We start from the raw sequence: 19,804 nt of genomic DNA, 5'->3' as shown, positions 1-19,804 counted from the left end.
TAGTCAAGCGCTTCGTATTCTTTTTCCTCATCTTTGCCACAGAAGCAAAAACGGCAACCGCCCGAAAGGTGGCTGCCGTTCCGATTTGAAGAACCGACACCTTCCTAAAGCGTGTTGCGTTCAATCACACTCAGGCAACACGCTTTAAGTTTCTGTTTTTACGCATGTCTTGAGCGGAAAACCGGTTCCCACTTTTCCGCGACATGCTTTAAAGCACAGCCAGACGCGACTCCGCCGTCTTGTTAAAAGCCTTCTGCAAACCGGAATCGCGACCGTAGACGTCTCCGTAATAGCGGATATCACCGTTGGCATCCGGCCACGCCGTAAAGTAGGAAATATAGACCGGAACCGGCTGCTTCACCTTGATGCCGCGCTCGTTCTTGCCGAAATATTTTCCCAGATCATGCACCGAGGTTCCCATAACGGCAGCGGCCATGTCACGCGGGCGTTCCAGACGGATGCAGCCATGGCTGAGCGCCCGCATGTCGCGGCTGAAATAGGATTTGGCCGGCGTGTCGTGCATGTAGATGTCATGCGCATTCGGGAACAGGATTTTCAGTTCGCCCAGGGCATTATCGAGGCTGGGCTTCTGCCGGATGCCAACATGGGCCTTGCCCGCCGCAACGGCACTCCAGTTGACGGCGCTTGCCGAAACCTTCTTGCCGCCCGCATAGACTTCATAGCCGTTGCGGTCGAGATAGCTGGTATCGCGCATGACCTTGGGCAACATTTCGTTGAGAATGATCGAGCGCGGTACCCCCCATGACGGGTTGAAAACAACCGTCTGCACCTTGTTGTAGAAGAAATAGGTCTGGTGGGCCGGAGAACCGATGACGACATTCATGCCAAGCTTCTCCGTGCCGTTCTCGAAATATTCGGCACGATAGGCAGGCTGGTTCACCATGACATAGCGCTGTCCGAAATCGTGCGGCAGCCAGCGCAGACGCTCCATGGAATAGAGAATACGATCACGCTTGACGGAAAACTGCTCGCCCTGAAGCGCGGCAACCGTATTGCGCCCGATGACGCCATCGGGGGCGCTGCCGGAAAGCTTCTGATAGTCCTTGATCGCCGCAATCAGCTCCGGATCGTAAACATCGCCATTGGCATGTGCGTCCAGCACGTCCCTGTGCTGCACAAGATAATCGGCAGGCGCATGGCGGGTAATCAGGGCGATTACCTTGCCAAGCTGGTCGCTGGTATCGCCCGGCTTGATAACGCCGTCCAGCGCAATGCGGATCGGCTTGCCCACCGGAGGTTCCATATTGACGAGTTCGCGCTTCAAGGCCGCATATTGCTCGTTGGCGGGCTGGAAGCCGTGCAGATAGGCGGCAGGATCGCTTTCGGAAGCGAGCCTTTCCAGCACGGCTTTGGGATCGACGCGATCACGCGGCAGATCATGGAAACCGCTGAGGCGGTCGGCGATCACGCGGCCCTCGCCTGCGTCGATGGCATAGCGCAGCGCGCGGGCCGACATGCGGATTTCGAACTCCGCCAGCTTCTGCTGGCGTTCGGCCGTTGCGGAGGCATCGAAACTATCGGCGGGGATCGTTGCCGCATATTCGTCAGGATCGAGGCCGTCCTCGTCCGCCCGTGCAAAAAATGCCGCGACATTCTTTGCGCGATCCAGCACCTGGCCATCATTCACCCAGATGAACGAGCGCTTGCCGGAATAATAGTCCACAATCGCCTGGGCGATTTCCTTCTCGGCCTTTACATCGACCGATTTCAGATAATCAACCGCTGCATCGAAAGCGCGTTCGCCGGGCGTTTCCTCGCTGAATTGCCTGCCGATAGGCGACATACCGGATGTCAGCGGATCAATCTTCACCGCTTCGGTCGCGGCGGTAACTTGCAGGTCCAGCGCGCTGAAATCTATATTTACCAGCGTATCCGGCCTGTAATCGTAAATTTGCGGCCCTTTCACCGTCACGCGTCGCGCCGGTGGCAGGCTGCGAACGGCGGTCCTGGGCGTGGATGCGCGCGGAGCGGCTGCGGCCTTCGGTGCCGAGACTTTCGGAAGTTCACGCTGCGGCGCCTGTTGCTGACGGCGCTGCTGAAAAAGTTCCAGCAGCGAATTGGCGGCCTGGGCCTGTGTCGTGGGAAGCAACACCGAAGCTGCCAGAGCCAGCGCAGCCGCCCGGCGGATATATAGTCCGCGCTTGTCGCCGTTCCTGTCATCCTTTTGCACATGCCTGGAAAACTGCATTTCAAACCGCCAAAGTTGATACGCCCGCTGAAGCGAAGCCGACCGAATCTCGAGCTTAGAATTTACGATTCTCGTATAGAATCTTTTAACGCTAATGCTTCCCGAACAAATTTAACGAGTCCCGCATATCACAATTGTTTGAGGGCACATTCCGATAGATCGCGCAACAAAGCCTGAAATGAACAAAGTGCCGCAGTGGCAACCTCCCCGCATCGCGCTAAAAGCCCGGCAGACCATACTCCGGAGCAAACCTTCGGAGTTTCGACCAACATATCGTGCAAGCCGGAAACCGGACCGGTCTCCAGTCGGTGCGAGAGGCAAGCAAGCGAGGTACCATGATGGCAGAAGCAAGCGCCGCCGATCTTTTCCCACTGGGCGAAGACGACACCCCATACCGCAAGCTGACTTCCGATTATGTCTCCATCGACACGTTCAAGGGACAGGAAGTTCTGACCGTCGACCCCGAAGGGCTGCGCCTGCTTTCGGAAACGGCTTTTGCCGACATCAACCATCTGCTGCGCCCCGGCCATCTGCAACAGCTCGCCAATATTCTCGAAGACCCCGAATCGACCGACAATGACCGTTTCGTCGCCTACGACCTCCTGAAAAACGCCAATATCGCCGCCGGCGGTGTGCTCCCCATGTGCCAGGACACCGGCACCGCGATCATCATGGGCAAGAAGGGCCGTCGCGTCTGGACGGAAGGCGGCGATGCCGATGCACTGGGCGCAGGCGTTCTTGATGCCTACAACAAGAAGAACCTGCGTTATTCGCAGCTCGCGCCGCTGGCGATGTTTGAGGAAAAGAACACCAAGAACAACCTGCCCGCGCAGATCGACATCTATGAGGAAGGCGAAGACGCCTACAAATTCCTGTTCATGGCCAAGGGCGGCGGCTCGGCCAACAAGACCTATCTTTATCAGGGCACGCCGTCGCTTCTGACCCATGATCGCCTGATCGACTTTCTCAAGGACAAGATCCTGAGCCTTGGTACCGCGGCCTGCCCGCCCTATCACCTGGCCATCGTCATCGGCGGCACTTCGGCGGAAATGAACCTCAAGACGGTGAAGCTCGCTTCGGCCCGTTATCTCGACGCGCTGCCGACCAAAGGGTCGGAAACCGGCCATGCCTTCCGTGACCTCGAAATGGAAGCAGAGATTCACAAGTTGACGCAGTCGCTCGGCGTCGGCGCACAGTTCGGCGGTAAATATTTTTGCCATGACGTGCGTGTCATTCGCCTGCCGCGTCACGGCGCATCACTGCCGATCGGCCTTGGCGTTTCCTGCTCGGCGGACCGTCAGGCCAAGGGCAAGATCACCAGGGACGGCATTTTCCTGGAGCAGCTCGAAACCAATCCGGCCAAATTCATGCCGGATATCGATGAAGAAAAGCTCTCTTCGCATGTGGTCAAGGTCGATCTGAACCAACCGATGGACCAGATTCTGAAGGAACTGTCCAAACATCCTGTAAAGACGCGTCTTTCTCTCACAGGTTCGATCATCGTCGCCCGCGATCTGGCTCATGCCAAAATTCGCGAACGGCTGGAAAACGGCGAAGCCATGCCGGATTATTTCAAGAACCATCCGATCTATTATGCCGGTCCGGCCAAGACGCCCGCTGGCTATGCTTCCGGTTCGTTCGGCCCGACCACGGCCGGTCGCATGGATTCCTATGTCGACCAGTTCCAGTCGTTCGGCGGCTCGATGGTCATGCTCGCCAAGGGCAACCGTTCACGCCAGGTGCGCGAAGCCTGCGCGGCGCATGGTGGCTTCTATCTAGGCTCCATCGGCGGTCCGGCAGCGCGTCTGGCACAGGACTGCATCAAGAAGGTTGAAGTGGTCGAGTACCCTGAACTTGGCATGGAAGCCATCTGGCGTATCGAAGTGGAGAATTTCCCGGCCTTCATCGTCATCGACGACAAGGGGAACGATTTCTTCAAGGAGCTAAACCTGAGCTGATCGAAAAAAGGGCGGCGCGAAGCCGCCCTTTCGAGTTTGGCATATCAAGCCACCAGCCTCAGCGACGGGCTATCGTCGAGATAGTCCGCGACGAGAGACGCCACTTCCGGGCTGGCGATGATGCGGCGATGACCGAGGCCGTCGGCCCAACGCAGGCGAACGTGACGGCCTGCCCCGGCCGCCATCTCCGCGCAGATCGCAGGAACTTCCTTGTCGTCATGCGCGTGGATGACCAGTGTCGGTATCGCCAGACGGCGCAAATGCGCATCCGTATCGAAATCCGTGATCGGTCGCGCCGCCAGATAACGCACCTCTTCCTTCATCGCCCTGCGCAAATCCGGACTGAGGCCAAGCAGCTTTCCGAAACCGTCGAAGACCCCGGCCATCGAGTGCGGAGACGCAATCGTCACCAACCGTGCCGGGCGACGTGCCCTGTAACAGCCGAGCGGCCCCGCAGCCGCATTGACGACCACCGCCCCGCCAAAAGAGTGGCCGACCATGGCATCGAAAGGACCGTATTGCCGCCAGGCAGCATCGACGGCGGCAATCGCCTGCACCATGTTGAGCGTGCGTCCCGCCGATTCCCCGTGCCCCGGCAGGTCTATCGACACGACGCGTTCACCACGCGCGACAAGTTCGCGAATGATGGTTACCATGTCTGCCGTGCGGGACCCCCAGCCGTGAACCACAAGTGAGGTTCTCCCGACCGGATTTTGCGGCTCGAAAAGATAGGTTGCGATCAGTCCGCGGTCGATTATGAGATCGAGCCGCTTCGCCCGCTCCATTTCACTGTTCGCCTGCTCAAGCCTTGCCGCATAGGCTTTGGTTTTAGGCTTGCGGCTGGGGGTACGGCAAAAAATCCTGAAGGCGACACGGCCTGCTCTGTCGGGATCAATGCGTCCGAGCACGCTGAGGCCGAATCGCGTAACCTGTAAAGAAAACGACGTCATATCGAGGCCTTTATTATGTTCAATCCTGAACAAATAATTGTACAAGAATGAACAAAATGCAAGACGAAACACAGAAACTGCCGTGGGACAATCCGCGCTTCAGGAACTGGATCGCCGTGGCACGGACCGGCAAGGCGGTCGAACGCGCCCTCGCCCAGGGACTATCGACGCTAGACCTCAAGATTGCCGATCTTGACGTTCTGATGAATATTTACCGTCATCCGGGCGAATCCCAGCATGATCTGGCGCGCCGGATTCTGGTCGGGCGGTCCAACATAACAATGCTTTTACCGAAGCTCGAAAGTCGCGGCCTGTTGGTGCGCGAGGGACACCCCGCCGACAAACGCGTGATGCGGCTGACGCTGACGCCAAAAGGCGAAAAGCTGCTCGGACACGCGCTCACCGTCTATACGGAACTGATCGACCGCGTCATGTCGCAATCGACCCCGGCGCAATGCAACGCGATGGGCGACATCATGCGCCGCATAACGGAGATGCTGGAGAAGGAATAGGTCGGAAGCCGGGTTAGAGCATTTCCAGCAAAAGTGCGAAGCGTCTTCGCAGGGAAATCAGTCCACTGGACTGATTTCTAATCCTGCTACGATGCGTAAAAACAAATAGTTGGAGCGGTTCCAACGATTCAGTCAAAACAGGAACCGCTCTAGCGGTCCCGCTTCAGCCCTTTCTCGGCCAACTCATCGAGATAGGTTTGCCACAGCGTATCCCTTTCGGTTCCCAGCTTGTGGAGATAGGTCCAGGAAAACAGGCCGGTATCGTGCATGTCGTCAAACGTGATGCGAACGGCATAATTGCCGACCGGATCGACCTTGATGATCTCGACATTGCGCTTGCCGCCCACCGTCACGCGCTGTTCGGGCGAATGGCCCTGCACCTCCGCCGATGGCGAAAGCACACGCAGCATTTCGGCGGTCAGCTCGAAATTTTCGCCGTCATCGAATGCTACGCTCAACAATCTACGGTCATGTGAAACACGCAGTTCCGTCGGCCACACCTCACTCATCGCCATCTCCAGCTTCGTTCCCTGCCTGAGAGCCTGATTCAAAAAGCGGTATGCGCGTGCGAAAATGGTGATTTTGGAGCACCGGAGCGCAGAGAATTGCCATTTGCCGCCGCTCATGGCGACTTTTGGAACAGGCCCTGAGTGTGATAGGCTTAGCGTTAAAATACCGCAATAGGCACAAGCAGCATTGAAAGAGCTTCACGCGCTTGAAACTGGACAATTACGCCGGCAGATCCTATGTCTAGAAGAATATATGGACAATCCCCTGTACCAAGCGGAAACAACGGCTTAATCATGCAGACAGACCAAGCCCGGCCAATTGTTTCCCCGACTGGACCCATGATCGATCCTTTCGGGCGCGCCGTCACCTATCTTCGCGTTTCGGTTACGGATCGTTGCGATTTCCGTTGCACCTATTGCATGGCGGAACATATGACGTTCCTCCCCAAGAAGGACCTGCTGACGCTTGAGGAACTGGACCGTCTCTGCTCCGCCTTCATCGACAAGGGTGTGCGGAAACTGCGCCTGACGGGCGGTGAACCGCTGGTCCGCAAGAATATCATGCACCTGATCCGGCAGCTTGCGCGCCACCTGAAAACGGGCGCGCTCGACGAGTTGACGCTGACGACCAACGGGTCGCAACTGGCGCGCTTCGCCGACGAACTGGCGGATTGCGGCGTGCGGCGCATCAATGTCTCGATGGATACGCTCGATCCGGAAAAATTCCATACGATCACGCGCTGGGGCGATCTTTCCCGTGTGCTGGAAGGCATCGACGCCGCACAACGCGCCGGTATCCGCGTCAAGATCAACGCGGTGGCCCTGAAGGACTTCAACGATCACGAAATTCCCGAACTGATCCGCTGGGCGCATGGCCGCGACATGGACATGACGCTAATCGAGACCATGCCGATGGGCGAGATCGAATTCGACCGTACCGATCAATATCTGCCGCTTTCGCAGGTACGCGAAGACCTGTCCCGACAGTTCACGCTTTCCGATATTCCCTATCGGACGGGCGGCCCTGCCCGCTATGTGACCATCGCGGAGACCGGCGGGCGACTCGGTTTCATTACGCCGATGACCCATAATTTCTGCGAAAGCTGCAATCGTGTCCGGCTCACCTGCACCGGTATGCTCTATATGTGCCTCGGCCAGAATGACGACGCCGATCTGCGCAAGGCGCTGCGTGCCAGCCAGAGCGACGAATTGCTCAATCTGGCTATCAACGAGGCCATTTCCCGCAAGCCGAAGGGACATGATTTCATCATCGACCGCGATCACAACCGCCCGGCGGTCGCTCGCCATATGAGTCTGACCGGCGGTTGACGATTTATACTTTTAAACAGCGGGCCAACTGAAATAATTGTCGCGAGATCGACCCTAAAACGATATGGATTTCTAAACCGGATTCTGTGTCGTGCCAAAATCATCAAACTTTCAAGCAAGTATTTTCATGCTTCTCGCCATGGGAAGCTTCACCATAGGCGATGCGATCACAAAATATCTCCTGAGCGAAGTAAACAGCGGACAGTACATGCTGATCCGGGGTATATTCGCGACGACGCTGATCGGCCTTCTGGCCTGGCGCCGTGGGGCATTGCGCAATCTCTCGCTTGAAAAGATGACTCTTCTGCGCGTGACCGGCGAAGTTGTGGCGACGGTGACTTACATCTATTCGCTGGGCCATCTCTCGCAGGCATTCTGCTCGGCGGTCTTTCAGGCCACCCCGCTGGTGGTGACAATGGGAGCGGCATTGTTTCTCAACGAGAACGTCGGCTGGCGCCGCTGGTCGTCCGTCCTCATCGGCTTTCTCGGCGTTCTGATCATCATCCGGCCCGGAACGGACGGTTCGGCGAGCCTCGCGGCCATTACCGTTCTTCTTGCCAGCGTGTGTTTTTCCGCCACGCGCGATATCGCAACCCGCCGCGTGCCAGCGCATGTCCCGACCCTTTTCCTCTCCACGCTGACGGCGGGAGCGACCACGCTGACTGGCGGCGCCCTCATCGCTCCCTTGGGCGGATGGCAGCCTGTGAGCCTCCCGGCCGTCGGTGCGATGGCCATTGCCGCTGTCCTGGTGCTCGTCGGGTATCACTTCATCATTCTTGCCATGCGCGAGGGTGAAGTCTCGTTCGTTGCACCGTTCCGCTATTCCAGCCTTCTGTGGGCAATCGGTCTCAGCACTTTCGTGTTCGGCCAGGCACCTGACATATATACGATAGCGGGATCGGTTCTGGTGGTCGGGAGCGGCGTCTATATGGTCTATCGCGAGAACGTATTGAAGAAACGCGAGCGCAACAAAAGTACGCTTGCGACCATCCCGACCGGTGTCGAACCGTCATGATTGCGGGCGTCATCATTGCTGGCGGGCTTTCGAGCCGGATGCGGGAAGGCGGCGTTTCCGGCGACAAGTTTCTCCAGCCGCTGGGCGATACCGGCTCCGTCCTTTTGCATGTCGCGAGGCGGATGGCGCCGCAGGTGAATTATCTTGCGATCAACGCCAATGGCGATGCGTCGCGGCTCACCGATCTGGGAATCCCTGTCATTGCCGACCTGCCGTCGGATCGTGGCGGACCTCTGGTCGGCATCCTGACCGCCCTTGATCATGCCCGTGCCAGAGGAGATTCGCTGCTGCTGACAGCGGCAGCCGACACGCCGTTCCTGCCGCATAACCTTGGTGAACGTCTTTGCGCGCAGCAAAAGAAAGCCGGGGCGAAGATCGTGCTCGCAAGTTCGCTCGGCCGCATTCATCCCGTGTTCGGGCTATGGGAAACGTCACTGGCCGACCAGCTTGCGGAGTGGCTGACCGGGGCGGAAAAGGCCAGCGTTCTCGCGTTTGCGAGGCATATCGGATTTGAAACGGTCGATTTTCCGCTTGCCTTCATCGGCGACAGCCGGGAAACATATGACCCATTCTTCAACATCAACCGGCCCGACGATCTTCTGGCCGCGCGAAGACTGGCAGAGACCGTGACATGAACCAGAAACTTTTCGGCATCACCGGCTGGAAGAACTCCGGCAAGACCACGATGACCGAACGGCTGGTTGCTTGCCTCACCGCGCGCGGCCATCGCATCGCCACGATCAAGCACGCCCATCACAATTTCGATATCGACCATGAGGGCACGGATTCCTGGCGGCACAGGAAGGCGGGAGCGGCGGAAGTCGCCATCGTCTCTTCACGGCGTTATGCGATCATGCACGAGAACCTGGGGGAAGAAGAGCCGTCACTGTCGGAGATTGCCGCCAAACTGGCGCCCTGCGACCTGATTCTCGTCGAAGGCTACAAACACGGAACACACAGGAAGATCGAGCTGCGCCGGAGCGACGGCCATGCAGGCCCCGCGCTGTCGCTTGACGATCCAAACATCGTGGCCATTGCCAGCGACCGGCAACAGCCAAACGAAAAAGTGCCGGTGTTTTCCATTGACGATATCGAGCAAATAGCCGATTTCATCGAAAGCCAGATGGGTCTCTGAGCAACTCTCTATTGACTATCATTTTCTTGGTGTATTTCACCATAGGTCAACGAAAGCGCATGGAAACCACAGCGATTATCCCCTCCAAGACACACAATTTAATTACGCGGTACGTCTTGCCATTCGCCACGAAATGGTGGGAATATCGCTGTCAGATCGGATGGAGGAGACGGAACCGCGAAAAATTATTGCGCAATCTGCTCAACCATCTATTGGTAGCGGGCGGGGAAATTCGCTGCCAGACGTGCAATTCAAAAGTTTCACGGTCGTAATTACCCCTTAAGCGGCTGAACCAGAAGAAATAACCAGGGAACCAGCCAGAACAAAACGAGAGGAAAGAAAATGCGCGTATTCAAGCGTATCGTTGCAGCGGCATCGGTTGCGGCTCTGGCAATGACGATCGGCAGCGTAACTGTCGGCATTGCAAGCGCTGAAGAGCCACTCAAACTCAAGATCGGCACCGAAGGCGCCTATCCTCCATTCAATTTCATCAAGCCGGACGGCACCCTCTCGGGCTTTGACGTCGATATCGCCAAGGCACTGTGCGAACAGATGAAAGCAGAGTGTGAATTCGTCACCCAGGAATGGGACGGCGCGATTCCAGCGCTTCAGGCTGGCAAGTTCGACGCATTCATCGCTTCCATGTCGATCACGGAAGAGCGCAAGAAGCAGGTCGATTTCTCCAATAAGTATTACAACACGCCTCCCGGCATCGCGGCACCGAAAGACACCGACATCAAGGGTGTGACCAAGGAAGACCTCGCCGGAAAGACCATCGGCGTTCAGGGATCCACCACCCACTTCAACTATTCTGAAAAGACCTTCACCGACAGCACGGTCAAGGCCTACCCGACTGCGGAAGAGTATCGTCTCGATCTCGCCAATGGCCGTCTCGACGCCGTCAACGACGACAGCGTGACACTTGCCGAATGGTTGAAGACGCCGGATGGCGCGTGCTGCAAGATGGTCGGTACCTTTGCACCCGTCATCGAAATCCACGGCCCCGGCGCTGGTGTGGCATTCAAGAAGGGCCGTCCGGAACTGATCGCCAAGTTCAACGAAGCCATCAAGGCGATCCGGGCGAACGGCAAGTACAAGGAAATCAACGAAAAATACTTCGACTTCGACGCCTACGGCGCCGAAAATTAATCGAAATCGATGCTTTTGCGCCGGTTTGCGTCTCGCGAACCGGCGCAGAGTATTTTATACGGGCGCACCAAAACGAGTTTCCGGGTTTACCCCCGCGAGCGATAAATCACAGAATTGACGCCCCAGAGCGCAATTCGGTCTAATGGTACCGGATCGGCGTTCTGACATCTTGATACAAAGCATGGTCTTATCGATCCGCATCAACCGGACCGGATCATGCTCTAAGGAAAAGAACAGGCGCATGGAAAATTACGCCACCCTACTGAGTTTCGGCCCCAATGGCTGGGGCATCAGCATTGCCAAGGGGCTTCTGGTAACCGTCTCTCTGGCACTTGCGACACTTCCCGTCGGCCTTGTACTGGGATTTCTGGTCGCCCTCGGCAAGCAATCCAAAGAACCGTCGATGCGGCTTGCGGCAAACATCTATACAACGATCTTTCGCGGTCTGCCTGAACTTCTGACACTCTTCCTCGTTTATTTCGGCGCTTCGCTTGGCCTGCAACGGCTCCTCAATCTGTTGGGCATTGAGGCCAATGTGGAAATCAACGCATTCGGTGCGGGCATGGTCGCGCTCGGTTTCGTGTTTTCTTCCTATTCGAGCGAGGTATTCCTTTCGGCGTTCCGCGCCATTCCGAACGGGCAATATGAGGGCGGTTATGCGGTCGGCCTGTCGCGTTGGCTGACGATGCGCAAGGTAATCCTGCCGCAGCTCATCCGCATCGCCCTGCCCGGCCTTGCCAATTTGTGGCTGGTGCTGCTCAAGGATACGTCACTCGTATCGGTCATTACCCTGTCCGATATCCTGCGCCAGACCTCCATCGCAGCGCGCGTGACCAAGGAGCCATTCCTGTTCTTCGGCGTCGCTTGCCTGCTCTATCTGGCGCTGGCGATCATCTCGTCCTATTTCATCGACCGGATTGCCCGCTGGGCCGATGCGGGCGCCAACCGTTCAAGGAGGGCATGATATGAGCCAGACGGCCTCCAACCCCACGAACGAAGTTCTTGCGCCGCCACCCGTCGTAAAACAGTGGACGCGCGCGCGTATCGCCGGTCATATCATCGTTGGTTTCTGGCTGGTGCTTTTCGCCGGTCTTGCGATCTATCTCTACAATGCGTGGCGTATCGATCTGTTTGAATCCTATGCGCCACGCTACTGGTCCGGGCTTCTGATCACACTGAAGCTCGTTGCCGTATCGATCATCATCGGCGCCCTGCTGTCATTGCCGATCGCGGCTGCGCGCATGTCAAACAATCGCTGGCTGCGCAGCATCGCCTTCGGCTATGTCTATTTCTTCCGCGGCACCCCCCTGCTCGCGCAGACCTTCCTGATCTATTATGGCTTCGGCACTTTTCGTCCGTTTCTTGATAGCATCGGGCTATGGGTATTTTTCCGCGATGCATGGAACTGCGCCATTCTGGCCTTCTCACTCAACACCGCGGCCTATCAGGCTGAAATCCTGCGCGGCGCCATCCAAAGCGTTGCACCGGGGCAATGGGAAGGTGCGGCAGCGCTCGGCATTTCCAAGCGGGTGACCTTCTGGAAAATCATTCTTCCGCAGGCATTGATCGTTGCTCTTCGCCCCTATGGTAACGAGATCATCCTGATGATCAAGGGGTCGGCAATCGTGGCGATCATTACTGTGCTCGACCTTATGGGCGAAACGCGTCGAGCCTATTCGCGCACGTTCGATTTCCAGACCTATCTGTGGGCAGCGGTCATCTATCTCCTGATCGTCGAATGCCTGCGGCATATCTGGGATTTCCTCGAACGGCGACTGACCCGGCATCTCGTTCGTTAGAACAGACTTCCTACAAGTGAAACCGCAGTCGCCGGGAGAAAGACGTGCTTGAAAACACAGATTGAATCCCAAAACGACGCAAATCCAAAATATCGTCCCCGGTAGCCTTGCGGCCTCCGGGGGCGATCTGTTTAAACTTGCTTCGTCTCATTCTGCGTCGACACGCAGCCACCAACAGCGATGCAATAGGCTGGATCATGCTGAAAATCTGGGGTCGTACCAATTCCACAAACGTGAAGAAGGCGCTTTGGACAGCGCATGAACTCGATCTTGAGTTTGAACAGATAAATCTTGGAGGTCCGTTCGGCGGATTGCAGGACCCCACCTATCTTGCCCGCAATCCGAACGGTCTTGTTCCCTTGCTGGAAGATGGAGAAACCGTGCTCTGGGAATCCAACACGATCACGCGCTATCTCGCCGCCGTTTACGGCAAGGGCAGCCTCTGGATCGAAAATCCGGCCAAGCGCGCCCAGGCCGAGAAGTGGATGGATTGGGCGTCCGCCTCGCTTGCCGGTAATTTCAGCGATGTCATTCGCCATTTGATCCGCCTACCGGAAGCCGAACGCGATCCGGCCATTCTGGTACGCGGTCTGGAGGGGCTTGCACGATCCATGAAGATCGCCGACGAAGCCCTCGGGGATGCCCCGTGGCTCTCCGGCGAAAATTTCGGCATCGGAGACATTCCGATCGGATGTTTTGCCTATGCCTGGTTCGAGTTTCCGATCGAGCGGCCTTCCCTGCCCCGTCTTGAAGACTGGTACGACCGTCTCAAGCAGCGCCCGGCCTACAAGACGGCCGTCATGACGCCCCTTACCTGAATTCGCAGCATTTCCAGAGGAACGAACGAATGACAACAAGCGCTAAAGTCGCCTTTCTTGGCTTAGGCGTCATGGGTTATCCCATGGCTGGCCATCTCAAAAACAAGGGCGGTCATGACGTAACGGTCTATAACCGCACCGCCGCCAAAGCCGAAAAATGGGCCAGCGAATTTGCAGGCCGTTTCGCCGCAACACCAGCCGAAGCTGCACGGGACGCGGATTTCGTCTTCGCCTGCGTCGGCAATGACGACGACCTTCGCTCGATCACCATCGGCCCTGACGGCGCCTTTTCAACGATGAAAAAGGACGCGATCTTTATCGACAACACAACGGCCTCGGCGGAGGTTGCCCGCGAACTGGCGGATGAAGCGCAAAAGCGCGGCTTTCATTTCATCGACGCCCCGGTCTCCGGCGGACAGGCGGGCGCGGAAAATGGCGTTCTGACGGTCATGGTCGGCGCGTCCGATACCGTTTTCGATCGTGCGAAACCGGTTATCGACGCCTATGCACGTATGGTCGGCCTCATGGGTCCCGTAGGCTCGGGACAACTCGCCAAGATGGTCAACCAGATATGCATTGCCGGTCTTGTTCAGGGGCTCGCCGAAGGCATCCATTTCGGCAAGAAAGCCGGTCTCGATATTGAAAAGCTGATTTCGGTCATTTCCAAGGGCGCGGCCGGCTCCTGGCAGATGGAAAACCGTTCCGCGACCATGAATCAGGACAAATATGACTTCGGTTTCGCGGTGGACTGGATGAGGAAGGATCTCGGCATCTGCCTCGATGAAGCAGATCGAAACGGCGCGCGTCTGCCCGTAACGGCGCTGGTGGACCAGTTCTACAAGGAAGTGCAACAGATCGGCGGCAATCGCTGGGACACATCCTCGCTGCTTGCCCGTCTCGAAAAATAATCTGCGTCCGTTCAACGAAAAAAGCCCGGCATCGCTGCCGGGCTTTTTTTCACGCGTTCGAAAATCAGAATTTTACCTTGGCAGTGAGCGAGAGTGCGCCAACGAAGTCGTTGCCGAATTCGCCCTTCGAGCCGGTGAGGTTCGGTTTGCCGTTTACGACAGTGTCGTCGAGTTCCCCCGAGGTAAGCCAGCCGGCCGCACCCGCCAGACGAACTTCAAACTGATCGTTCGGCTTGTAATTGGTGCCGAGACCGAACAGCCAGAGATCGGTCTGGGACGTCAGGCCGGTGCTTGTGCCGCGATCCCAGGTCACCGTACCGGCTACCGACCACTGGTCGTTAAACTTGTGGCCAACACCGCCGCTGACCGTCCAGCCATCCTGATACCAGAGATTGAGGCTGGTGATCTTGGTGCCCTTCGGGACAATCCTGCTATCCGCGGAAGCGAAGTCCACCGAAGTCAGGCTCGACCAGTCAGTCCACTTGATCGAACCGAATGCCAGCCAATCCGGAGCGATACCGGTCTGAAACCTGAACTCCAGTGACTGCGGCGTTGCAACATCGCTTTCGACATTGATCGGCATCCCGCGCCCCGTGAGCGGATTCAGCGCCAGATTGTCAATCGTTCCCTCGAGGTTGTACTTGACCTCCGACTGGTAAACGAGCGTAGCGCGCATCGCATATTCGGGAATTTCATAGGCCGCGCCAAGACGCCAGCCAACGGACTGGTCTTCAACATCCAGCGAAGCGACACGGAAAGTACCGCCAAAGGCTGAGCCGGGCGGAACCATCTTGGTCTGCTCGCCCTTGAGTTCCTGATAGCTGACGCCGCCAAGAATACGGAAATAACCCTTTTCACCGGCAGCAAACCGATACGAGCAGTTTACACCATAATCGTGCGAGGAAATTTTCTGCTCGATTGCGGTGAACATACGGACGGTATCGACACCGACATCGGTGATGATGCCCCAGGGCTGGCGATACTGCGCGGCGCACGCAAGGTCGTCGGTCAGGTCAAACTTGGCCGAAACCTTCGGGACCCAGTAGCTCTTGGCTTCATCGACCTCGGTTTCATAAGGTCTGCTCGTAGCCGGATTGATGCCGCCTGTTGCGGCGCTGATCGGCGAACCATGGATGTTTTTCAGCTTGCGCTGCGGAGCGACATAGGTGCCCGTCGCGTCGACAGCATTGCCTTTTTCGAAAAGAATATCGAAATCCTGCGAACCACGTTCGAAACCGCCCGCATTAGCCGCGACAGCGCTTCCGAGCAGAGCTGCGACCATTCCGGCCATTTTTACCCGCTGTACACTCATGAATGTCCTCCCACACAGCAACGGCATTACTTTGACGGAAACGTAAATCAGGAAGGATTCCGCCTGCAAGATGCATTAGCCCGGATCGGCGGGAGCCAATTCAGGCGCCATCGGTCAAAATATGTCTAAAACATCATTTATGACGTAGCTTCATTAGAGATTTTCGACGGACTGGCTTCAAAATCTGCCCAAATCTGCCATTTTTCGACCAATTTTTGGTCTTGTTGCGAAAGCGCAACAATGCCGAAAAACAATCGAAACGCTGGTTCGATGACCCCTTGAAATGACAAAATGCGCCGGACTCCGACGCTTTTCAAGCCAAAGCCCGGCAGCGTCTTTCGCTGCCGGGCTTATGATTCGAAAAGGATCCGCTTCTCTAATTAAGTCAAATCAGCCTGCATCACGTATGCGTGTTTCAGCAATAGCCACACGCTGTGCGGCTTCCTTCAACTCGACCAGACGTTCCCGTTCCGCTGCCACAACTTCTTCACGTGCATTGGCGACGAACTTCTCGTTGGAAAGCTTCTTCTCGATACGGTCCATTTCAGCGGCAATCTTACCGGCTTCCTTGGCCAGACGCGCGGCTTCTGCCTTCAGGTCGATCAGAGTGCCGAGCGGAATGCAGATCGTCGCCTCTCCAAGCAGCATCTGAGCCGCTCCTTTCGGAGCCTTCGCCTCGAAGGACACGCTTTCAACACGGGCCAGGCGTTTGATAGCCGCATCATGGCGAGCAAAGCGGTCTTTTGTCGCCTCATTGGCATCAAGAACGACAACCGGAGCAACAGCGCCAGCAGGAACGTTCATTTCGGCGCGAACGGAGCGAATGCCGGTGACGAGATCGACAAGCCAGTTGATATCGGCTGCGGCTTCTTCGTCCTCGAATGTCAGGTCCGGCCAGGCAGCGAGCGCCAGCACCGTATCACGCTTCTGCCCCTCACCTGCCGTAAGCGTCCAGAGTTCTTCGGTCATGAAGGGCATGAACGGATGCAGGAGCTTGTATATCTGGTCGAGGCAATAAGCAGCCGTTGCCTGTGCTTCCGCCTTGGCGGCTTCATCGTCGCCCATGAAAATCGGCTTCAACAGTTCCAGATACCAGTCGCAGAACTGGTTCCAGACGAAGCGATAGGCCGCGCCTGCCGCGTCATTGAAGCGATAGGTGGCAATGCCGTCGGTGACGGCCTGCGTCGCATGGGTCAACTCCGTCAGAATCCAGCGATTGACGGCGAGCTTTGCATTTTGCGGCTGGAACGCGACATCGGGTTTCACACCGTTCATCTGGGCGAAGCGCGTCGCATTCCACAGCTTGGTGCCGAAATTGCGATAGCCAGCAATACGCGCAGGATCGAGTTTCACATCGCGTCCCTGGGCCGCCATGATCGCCAGCGTGAAGCGCAGAGCGTCGGCGCCATATTCATCCATGAGTTCCAGCGGATCGATGACATTGCCCTTCGACTTAGACATCTTCGCGCCGTGCTTGTCGCGGACCAGGGCGTGCAGATAGACCGTGTGGAACGGGATTTCCTCCATGAAATGGAGGCCCATCATCATCATGCGGGCGACCCAGAAGAACAGGATGTCGAAGCCCGTGACCAGAACGCTGGTGGGATAATAGGTTGCCAGTTCCGGCGTATTGTCCGGCCAGCCGAGCGTTGAGAACGGCCAGAGACCCGACGAAAACCACGTGTCCAGAACGTCGGTGTCACGTTCAAGAGCCACGTCTTCACCATAATGGGCGCGTGCAGCCGCCTTGGCCTCAGCTTCGCTCTTTTCGACAAAGCACTGGCCATCCGGGCCATACCAAGCCGGAATCTGATGCCCCCACCAGAGCTGGCGCGAGACGCACCACGGCTGAATGTTTTCCATCCAGTCGAAATAGGTCTTTTCCCAGTTCTTCGGAACGATCTTCGTGCGACCGTCGCGAACCGCTGCCATGGCGGGCTTGGCGAGTTCGGCCGCATTCACATACCACTGGTCGGTCAGATAAGGCTCGATCGGAACGCCGCCACGGTCGCCATGCGGGACCGCATGGGTGTGATCTTCCACCTTTTCCAGATAGTCGCGCTCTTCCATCAGTTCCACGATGCGCTTGCGCGCCGCGAAACGGTCGAGCCCTTCCAGCTCGTGGATGAGCGCTTTCAACTCCGGCGTCAGTTGCAGCCCTTCAAGGAAATCCGCGTTGTCCTTGATTGCGATAGCAGCGTCGGGCGTCAGAATGTTAATCGCCTGAAGATCGTTGCGTTTGCCGACCTCGAAATCGTTGAAGTCATGCGCAGGCGTGATCTTCACCGCGCCGGAACCGGCTTCGGGATCGGCATAATCGTCGGCAACAATCGGAATGTGGCGACCAACGAGCGGTAGCACCACATCGTTGCCGACCAGAGCGTGATAACGTTCGTCCTTCGGATTGACTGCAACGCCGGTATCGCCCAGCATCGTTTCCGGGCGCGTGGTCGCGACCACGATATAAGTGTGCGGATTTTCGGGATCGAACGGCACGTTTTCCAGCGGATAGCGGAAATGCCACAAATGCCCCTTCGTCTCGCGGGATTCGACCTCGATATCGGAAATAGCGGTCAAAAGCTTCGGGTCCCAGTTGACCAGACGCTTGTCGCGATAAATCAGGCCCTGCTTATAGAGTGTAACGAAAACCTCCAGAACGGCCCGCGACAGCCCCTCGTCCATGGTGAAGCGTTCGCGTGACCAGTCGCAGGACGCGCCGAGACGGCGAAGCTGGTTGGAAATCATGCCGCCGGATTCGGCTTTCCACTGCCAGACCCGATCAATGAATTTTTCGCGACCCATCGCATGGCGGCTGGGTTCCTGCCGCTCCATAAGCTGGCGTTCAACGACCATCTGGGTCGCGATACCCGCATGATCCATGCCCGGCTGCCACAGCACGTTCTTGCCGCGCATACGCTCGAAGCGGACCATGATGTCCTGGATCGTGTTGTTGAGCGCATGGCCCATATGTAGCGATCCGGTGACGTTCGGCGGAGGAATGACCACAGCGAAAGGATCAGCTCCCGGCTTCGCGCCCGCACCCGCCTTGAATGCGCCCGCTTCTTCCCAGCGTTCGGCAATTTTCGGCTCAATCGCCGCGGCGTCATAGGTCTTCTCAAGCATGGAAATATCCGGTCTTTATGCGAGATGAATGAATTGAGGGCTCAATAGCAACTAACAGGTGACAAATCACTTTAAAAGTGACCAGTCGCCACGGCGTACCCCCAAAAGTGAAAACCCGCCTGTGATCCAGACGGGTCCTAGCCGAAAAAGCGGCTGACTGCCTTTACCGCTCGCCGCGAACCACGCGCTCGATTTCCTCTCGCACAAGCCGCTCCACGAGCGGCGGCAGATTATGATCGAGCCAATCGTGCAGCATGGGGCGCAGCAACTCCGCTGCAATATCGTCGAACGAACGGCGCGGCTCGGAACGAACCGCGTGATTCAAATCCTCGAATGCTGCGGCGACCTGACGTTCAGCCACCTGTGACAATATATGGGCAGCAGGCTGCTTTTTCACAACCGGCTCGGTCGAAGCAGTAGTGCCTTCGGCCTGCTCCTCCTCACATACCGTCGCATTCACCGCTTCAGGTTCGGGAACGGCCTGTGTTTCTGCTACTTTGGGGGCATCGATCGACGGAGACAATGCCTCGATCACCGTTTCCGGTTCGGCTGGCAATGGGGGCTTCATGGCCGAGCGATCGTCATTCTCGGCATTGAGAACGATTTCATCCTCGTCCTCCGGCTCTTCCGTCTTCTCTGAAAGGTCGTCAATGGAACCGCGCAAGGCCGGTTCGTCCTCAAAGACGTCGCGCATCATGGCGGGTTTTTCAGTTTGCTCCATCGGCTTCTCAGCGACAGGACGGCGAAATTCAGCCACCTCGCCGCGAACCGGCGGAGTCGGCACGGGCTGACGCGAGACATCGCTATCTTCTATAATCCGGCGGATGGAAGCGAGAATTTCTTCCATAGACGGTTCACGTGCTGCGCTGGATGTCTGTGCCATGGCTGCTATCCGCTTTCCTGTATTGCGACAATGTCTGCAAAAGACAGAGAATCAATGGATTAAGGGTAGCGGACGATCCCCGTTTTGAGAATCCCCGGCCAAGGCGCGTCCCTGCAAACTCACAGCTTTATGGATTTGTTAAGAATTGACGGTGACGGATCAGCGAATCTTTTGCAAAACAAAAGGCGCCCGAAA

The 19,804-nt window shown here is 57.2% G+C and carries 17 protein-coding genes; 11 read left to right on the top strand and 6 right to left on the bottom strand.

Features of this window, described 5'->3' with window-relative positions; genetic code table 11:
• Nucleotides 1-208: 208 nt before the first annotated feature.
• Nucleotides 209-2,209 (bottom strand): L,D-transpeptidase family protein, encoded by a 2,001-nt coding sequence (locus tag FHS76_RS08810; RefSeq protein ID WP_183650895.1) that lies wholly within the window; start codon nt 2,207-2,209, stop codon nt 209-211.
• A gap of 338 nt (nt 2,210-2,547) precedes the next feature.
• On the opposite strand from FHS76_RS08810, the gene FHS76_RS08805 reads away from it, so the two are divergent.
• Entirely contained in the window at nt 2,548-4,167 is a 1,620-nt protein-coding gene (locus tag FHS76_RS08805; protein WP_183650966.1) for a fumarate hydratase, read from the top strand.
• A gap of 44 nt (nt 4,168-4,211) precedes the next feature.
• On the opposite strand, the gene FHS76_RS08800 is transcribed toward FHS76_RS08805, so the two are convergent.
• Nucleotides 4,212-5,117, bottom strand: a complete 906-nt coding sequence (locus FHS76_RS08800) for an alpha/beta fold hydrolase (RefSeq protein ID WP_183650889.1) — start codon at nt 5,115-5,117, stop codon at nt 4,212-4,214.
• Nucleotides 5,118-5,164: 47 nt separating this feature from the next.
• On the opposite strand from FHS76_RS08800, the gene FHS76_RS08795 reads away from it, so the two are divergent.
• Nucleotides 5,165-5,629, top strand: a complete 465-nt coding sequence (locus FHS76_RS08795; protein ID WP_183650886.1) for a MarR family winged helix-turn-helix transcriptional regulator — start codon at nt 5,165-5,167, stop codon at nt 5,627-5,629.
• Between the two features lie 149 nt (nt 5,630-5,778).
• On the opposite strand, the gene FHS76_RS08790 is transcribed toward FHS76_RS08795, so the two are convergent.
• Entirely contained in the window at nt 5,779-6,138 is a 360-nt protein-coding gene (locus FHS76_RS08790; RefSeq protein ID WP_183650884.1) for a gamma-butyrobetaine hydroxylase-like domain-containing protein, read from the bottom strand.
• 339 nt (nt 6,139-6,477) lie between these two features.
• Between FHS76_RS08790 and moaA the strand changes: the two genes are divergently transcribed.
• The 9 genes from moaA to FHS76_RS08745 all read left to right on the top strand — a co-directional run bounded on the left by moaA (nt 6,478) and on the right by FHS76_RS08745 (nt 14,291).
• On the top strand, nt 6,478-7,467 hold the full coding sequence (gene moaA / locus FHS76_RS08785; protein WP_374828590.1) for a GTP 3',8-cyclase MoaA: 990 nt from the start codon (nt 6,478-6,480) through the stop codon (nt 7,465-7,467).
• Between the two features lie 127 nt (nt 7,468-7,594).
• On the top strand, nt 7,595-8,482 hold the full coding sequence (locus FHS76_RS08780) for a DMT family transporter (protein WP_183650878.1): 888 nt from the start codon (nt 7,595-7,597) through the stop codon (nt 8,480-8,482).
• Entirely contained in the window at nt 8,479-9,117 is a 639-nt protein-coding gene (gene mobA, locus FHS76_RS08775; RefSeq protein ID WP_183650875.1) for a molybdenum cofactor guanylyltransferase MobA, read from the top strand. The genes FHS76_RS08780 and mobA overlap by 4 nt, the downstream gene beginning before the upstream one ends.
• Nucleotides 9,114-9,617, top strand: a complete 504-nt coding sequence (gene mobB / locus FHS76_RS08770; RefSeq protein WP_183650873.1) for a molybdopterin-guanine dinucleotide biosynthesis protein B — start codon at nt 9,114-9,116, stop codon at nt 9,615-9,617. The genes mobA and mobB overlap by 4 nt, the downstream gene beginning before the upstream one ends.
• A gap of 342 nt (nt 9,618-9,959) precedes the next feature.
• The gene (locus FHS76_RS08765) at nt 9,960-10,766 is read left to right on the top strand and encodes an ABC transporter substrate-binding protein (protein WP_183650870.1); all 807 of its coding nucleotides are present in this window, start codon (nt 9,960-9,962) and stop codon (nt 10,764-10,766) included.
• A gap of 241 nt (nt 10,767-11,007) precedes the next feature.
• Nucleotides 11,008-11,730 carry an ABC transporter permease gene (locus FHS76_RS08760; RefSeq protein WP_183650867.1) on the top strand — a complete coding sequence of 241 codons (723 nt, stop codon included), beginning with the start codon at nt 11,008-11,010 and terminating at the stop codon, nt 11,728-11,730.
• A gap of 1 nt (nt 11,731) precedes the next feature.
• Entirely contained in the window at nt 11,732-12,565 is an 834-nt protein-coding gene (locus FHS76_RS08755) for an ABC transporter permease (protein ID WP_183650865.1), read from the top strand.
• Nucleotides 12,566-12,762: 197 nt separating this feature from the next.
• Nucleotides 12,763-13,383, top strand: a complete 621-nt coding sequence (locus tag FHS76_RS08750) for a glutathione S-transferase family protein (protein ID WP_183650862.1) — start codon at nt 12,763-12,765, stop codon at nt 13,381-13,383.
• A gap of 29 nt (nt 13,384-13,412) precedes the next feature.
• Nucleotides 13,413-14,291, top strand: coding sequence for an NAD(P)-dependent oxidoreductase (locus tag FHS76_RS08745; RefSeq protein WP_183650859.1), 879 nt, complete (start codon nt 13,413-13,415; stop codon nt 14,289-14,291).
• Between the two features lie 64 nt (nt 14,292-14,355).
• On the opposite strand, the gene FHS76_RS08740 is transcribed toward FHS76_RS08745, so the two are convergent.
• The 3 genes from FHS76_RS08740 to FHS76_RS08730 form a co-directional block, all read right to left on the bottom strand.
• A complete protein-coding gene (locus FHS76_RS08740; protein WP_268902631.1) occupies nt 14,356-15,573 on the bottom strand; it encodes an OmpP1/FadL family transporter in 1,218 nt (405 codons plus the stop codon).
• Between the two features lie 420 nt (nt 15,574-15,993).
• Nucleotides 15,994-18,726, bottom strand: coding sequence for a valine--tRNA ligase (locus tag FHS76_RS08735; RefSeq protein WP_183650856.1), 2,733 nt, complete (start codon nt 18,724-18,726; stop codon nt 15,994-15,996).
• Between the two features lie 163 nt (nt 18,727-18,889).
• On the bottom strand, nt 18,890-19,609 hold the full coding sequence (locus tag FHS76_RS08730; protein ID WP_183650842.1) for a PopZ family protein: 720 nt from the start codon (nt 19,607-19,609) through the stop codon (nt 18,890-18,892).
• Nucleotides 19,610-19,804 lie beyond the last annotated feature (195 nt).

The organism is Brucella daejeonensis, assembly GCF_014199265.1.
Lineage (GTDB): Bacteria > Pseudomonadota > Alphaproteobacteria > Rhizobiales > Rhizobiaceae > Brucella > Brucella daejeonensis.
This window is presented reverse-complemented; position numbering and strand designations above follow the sequence as displayed.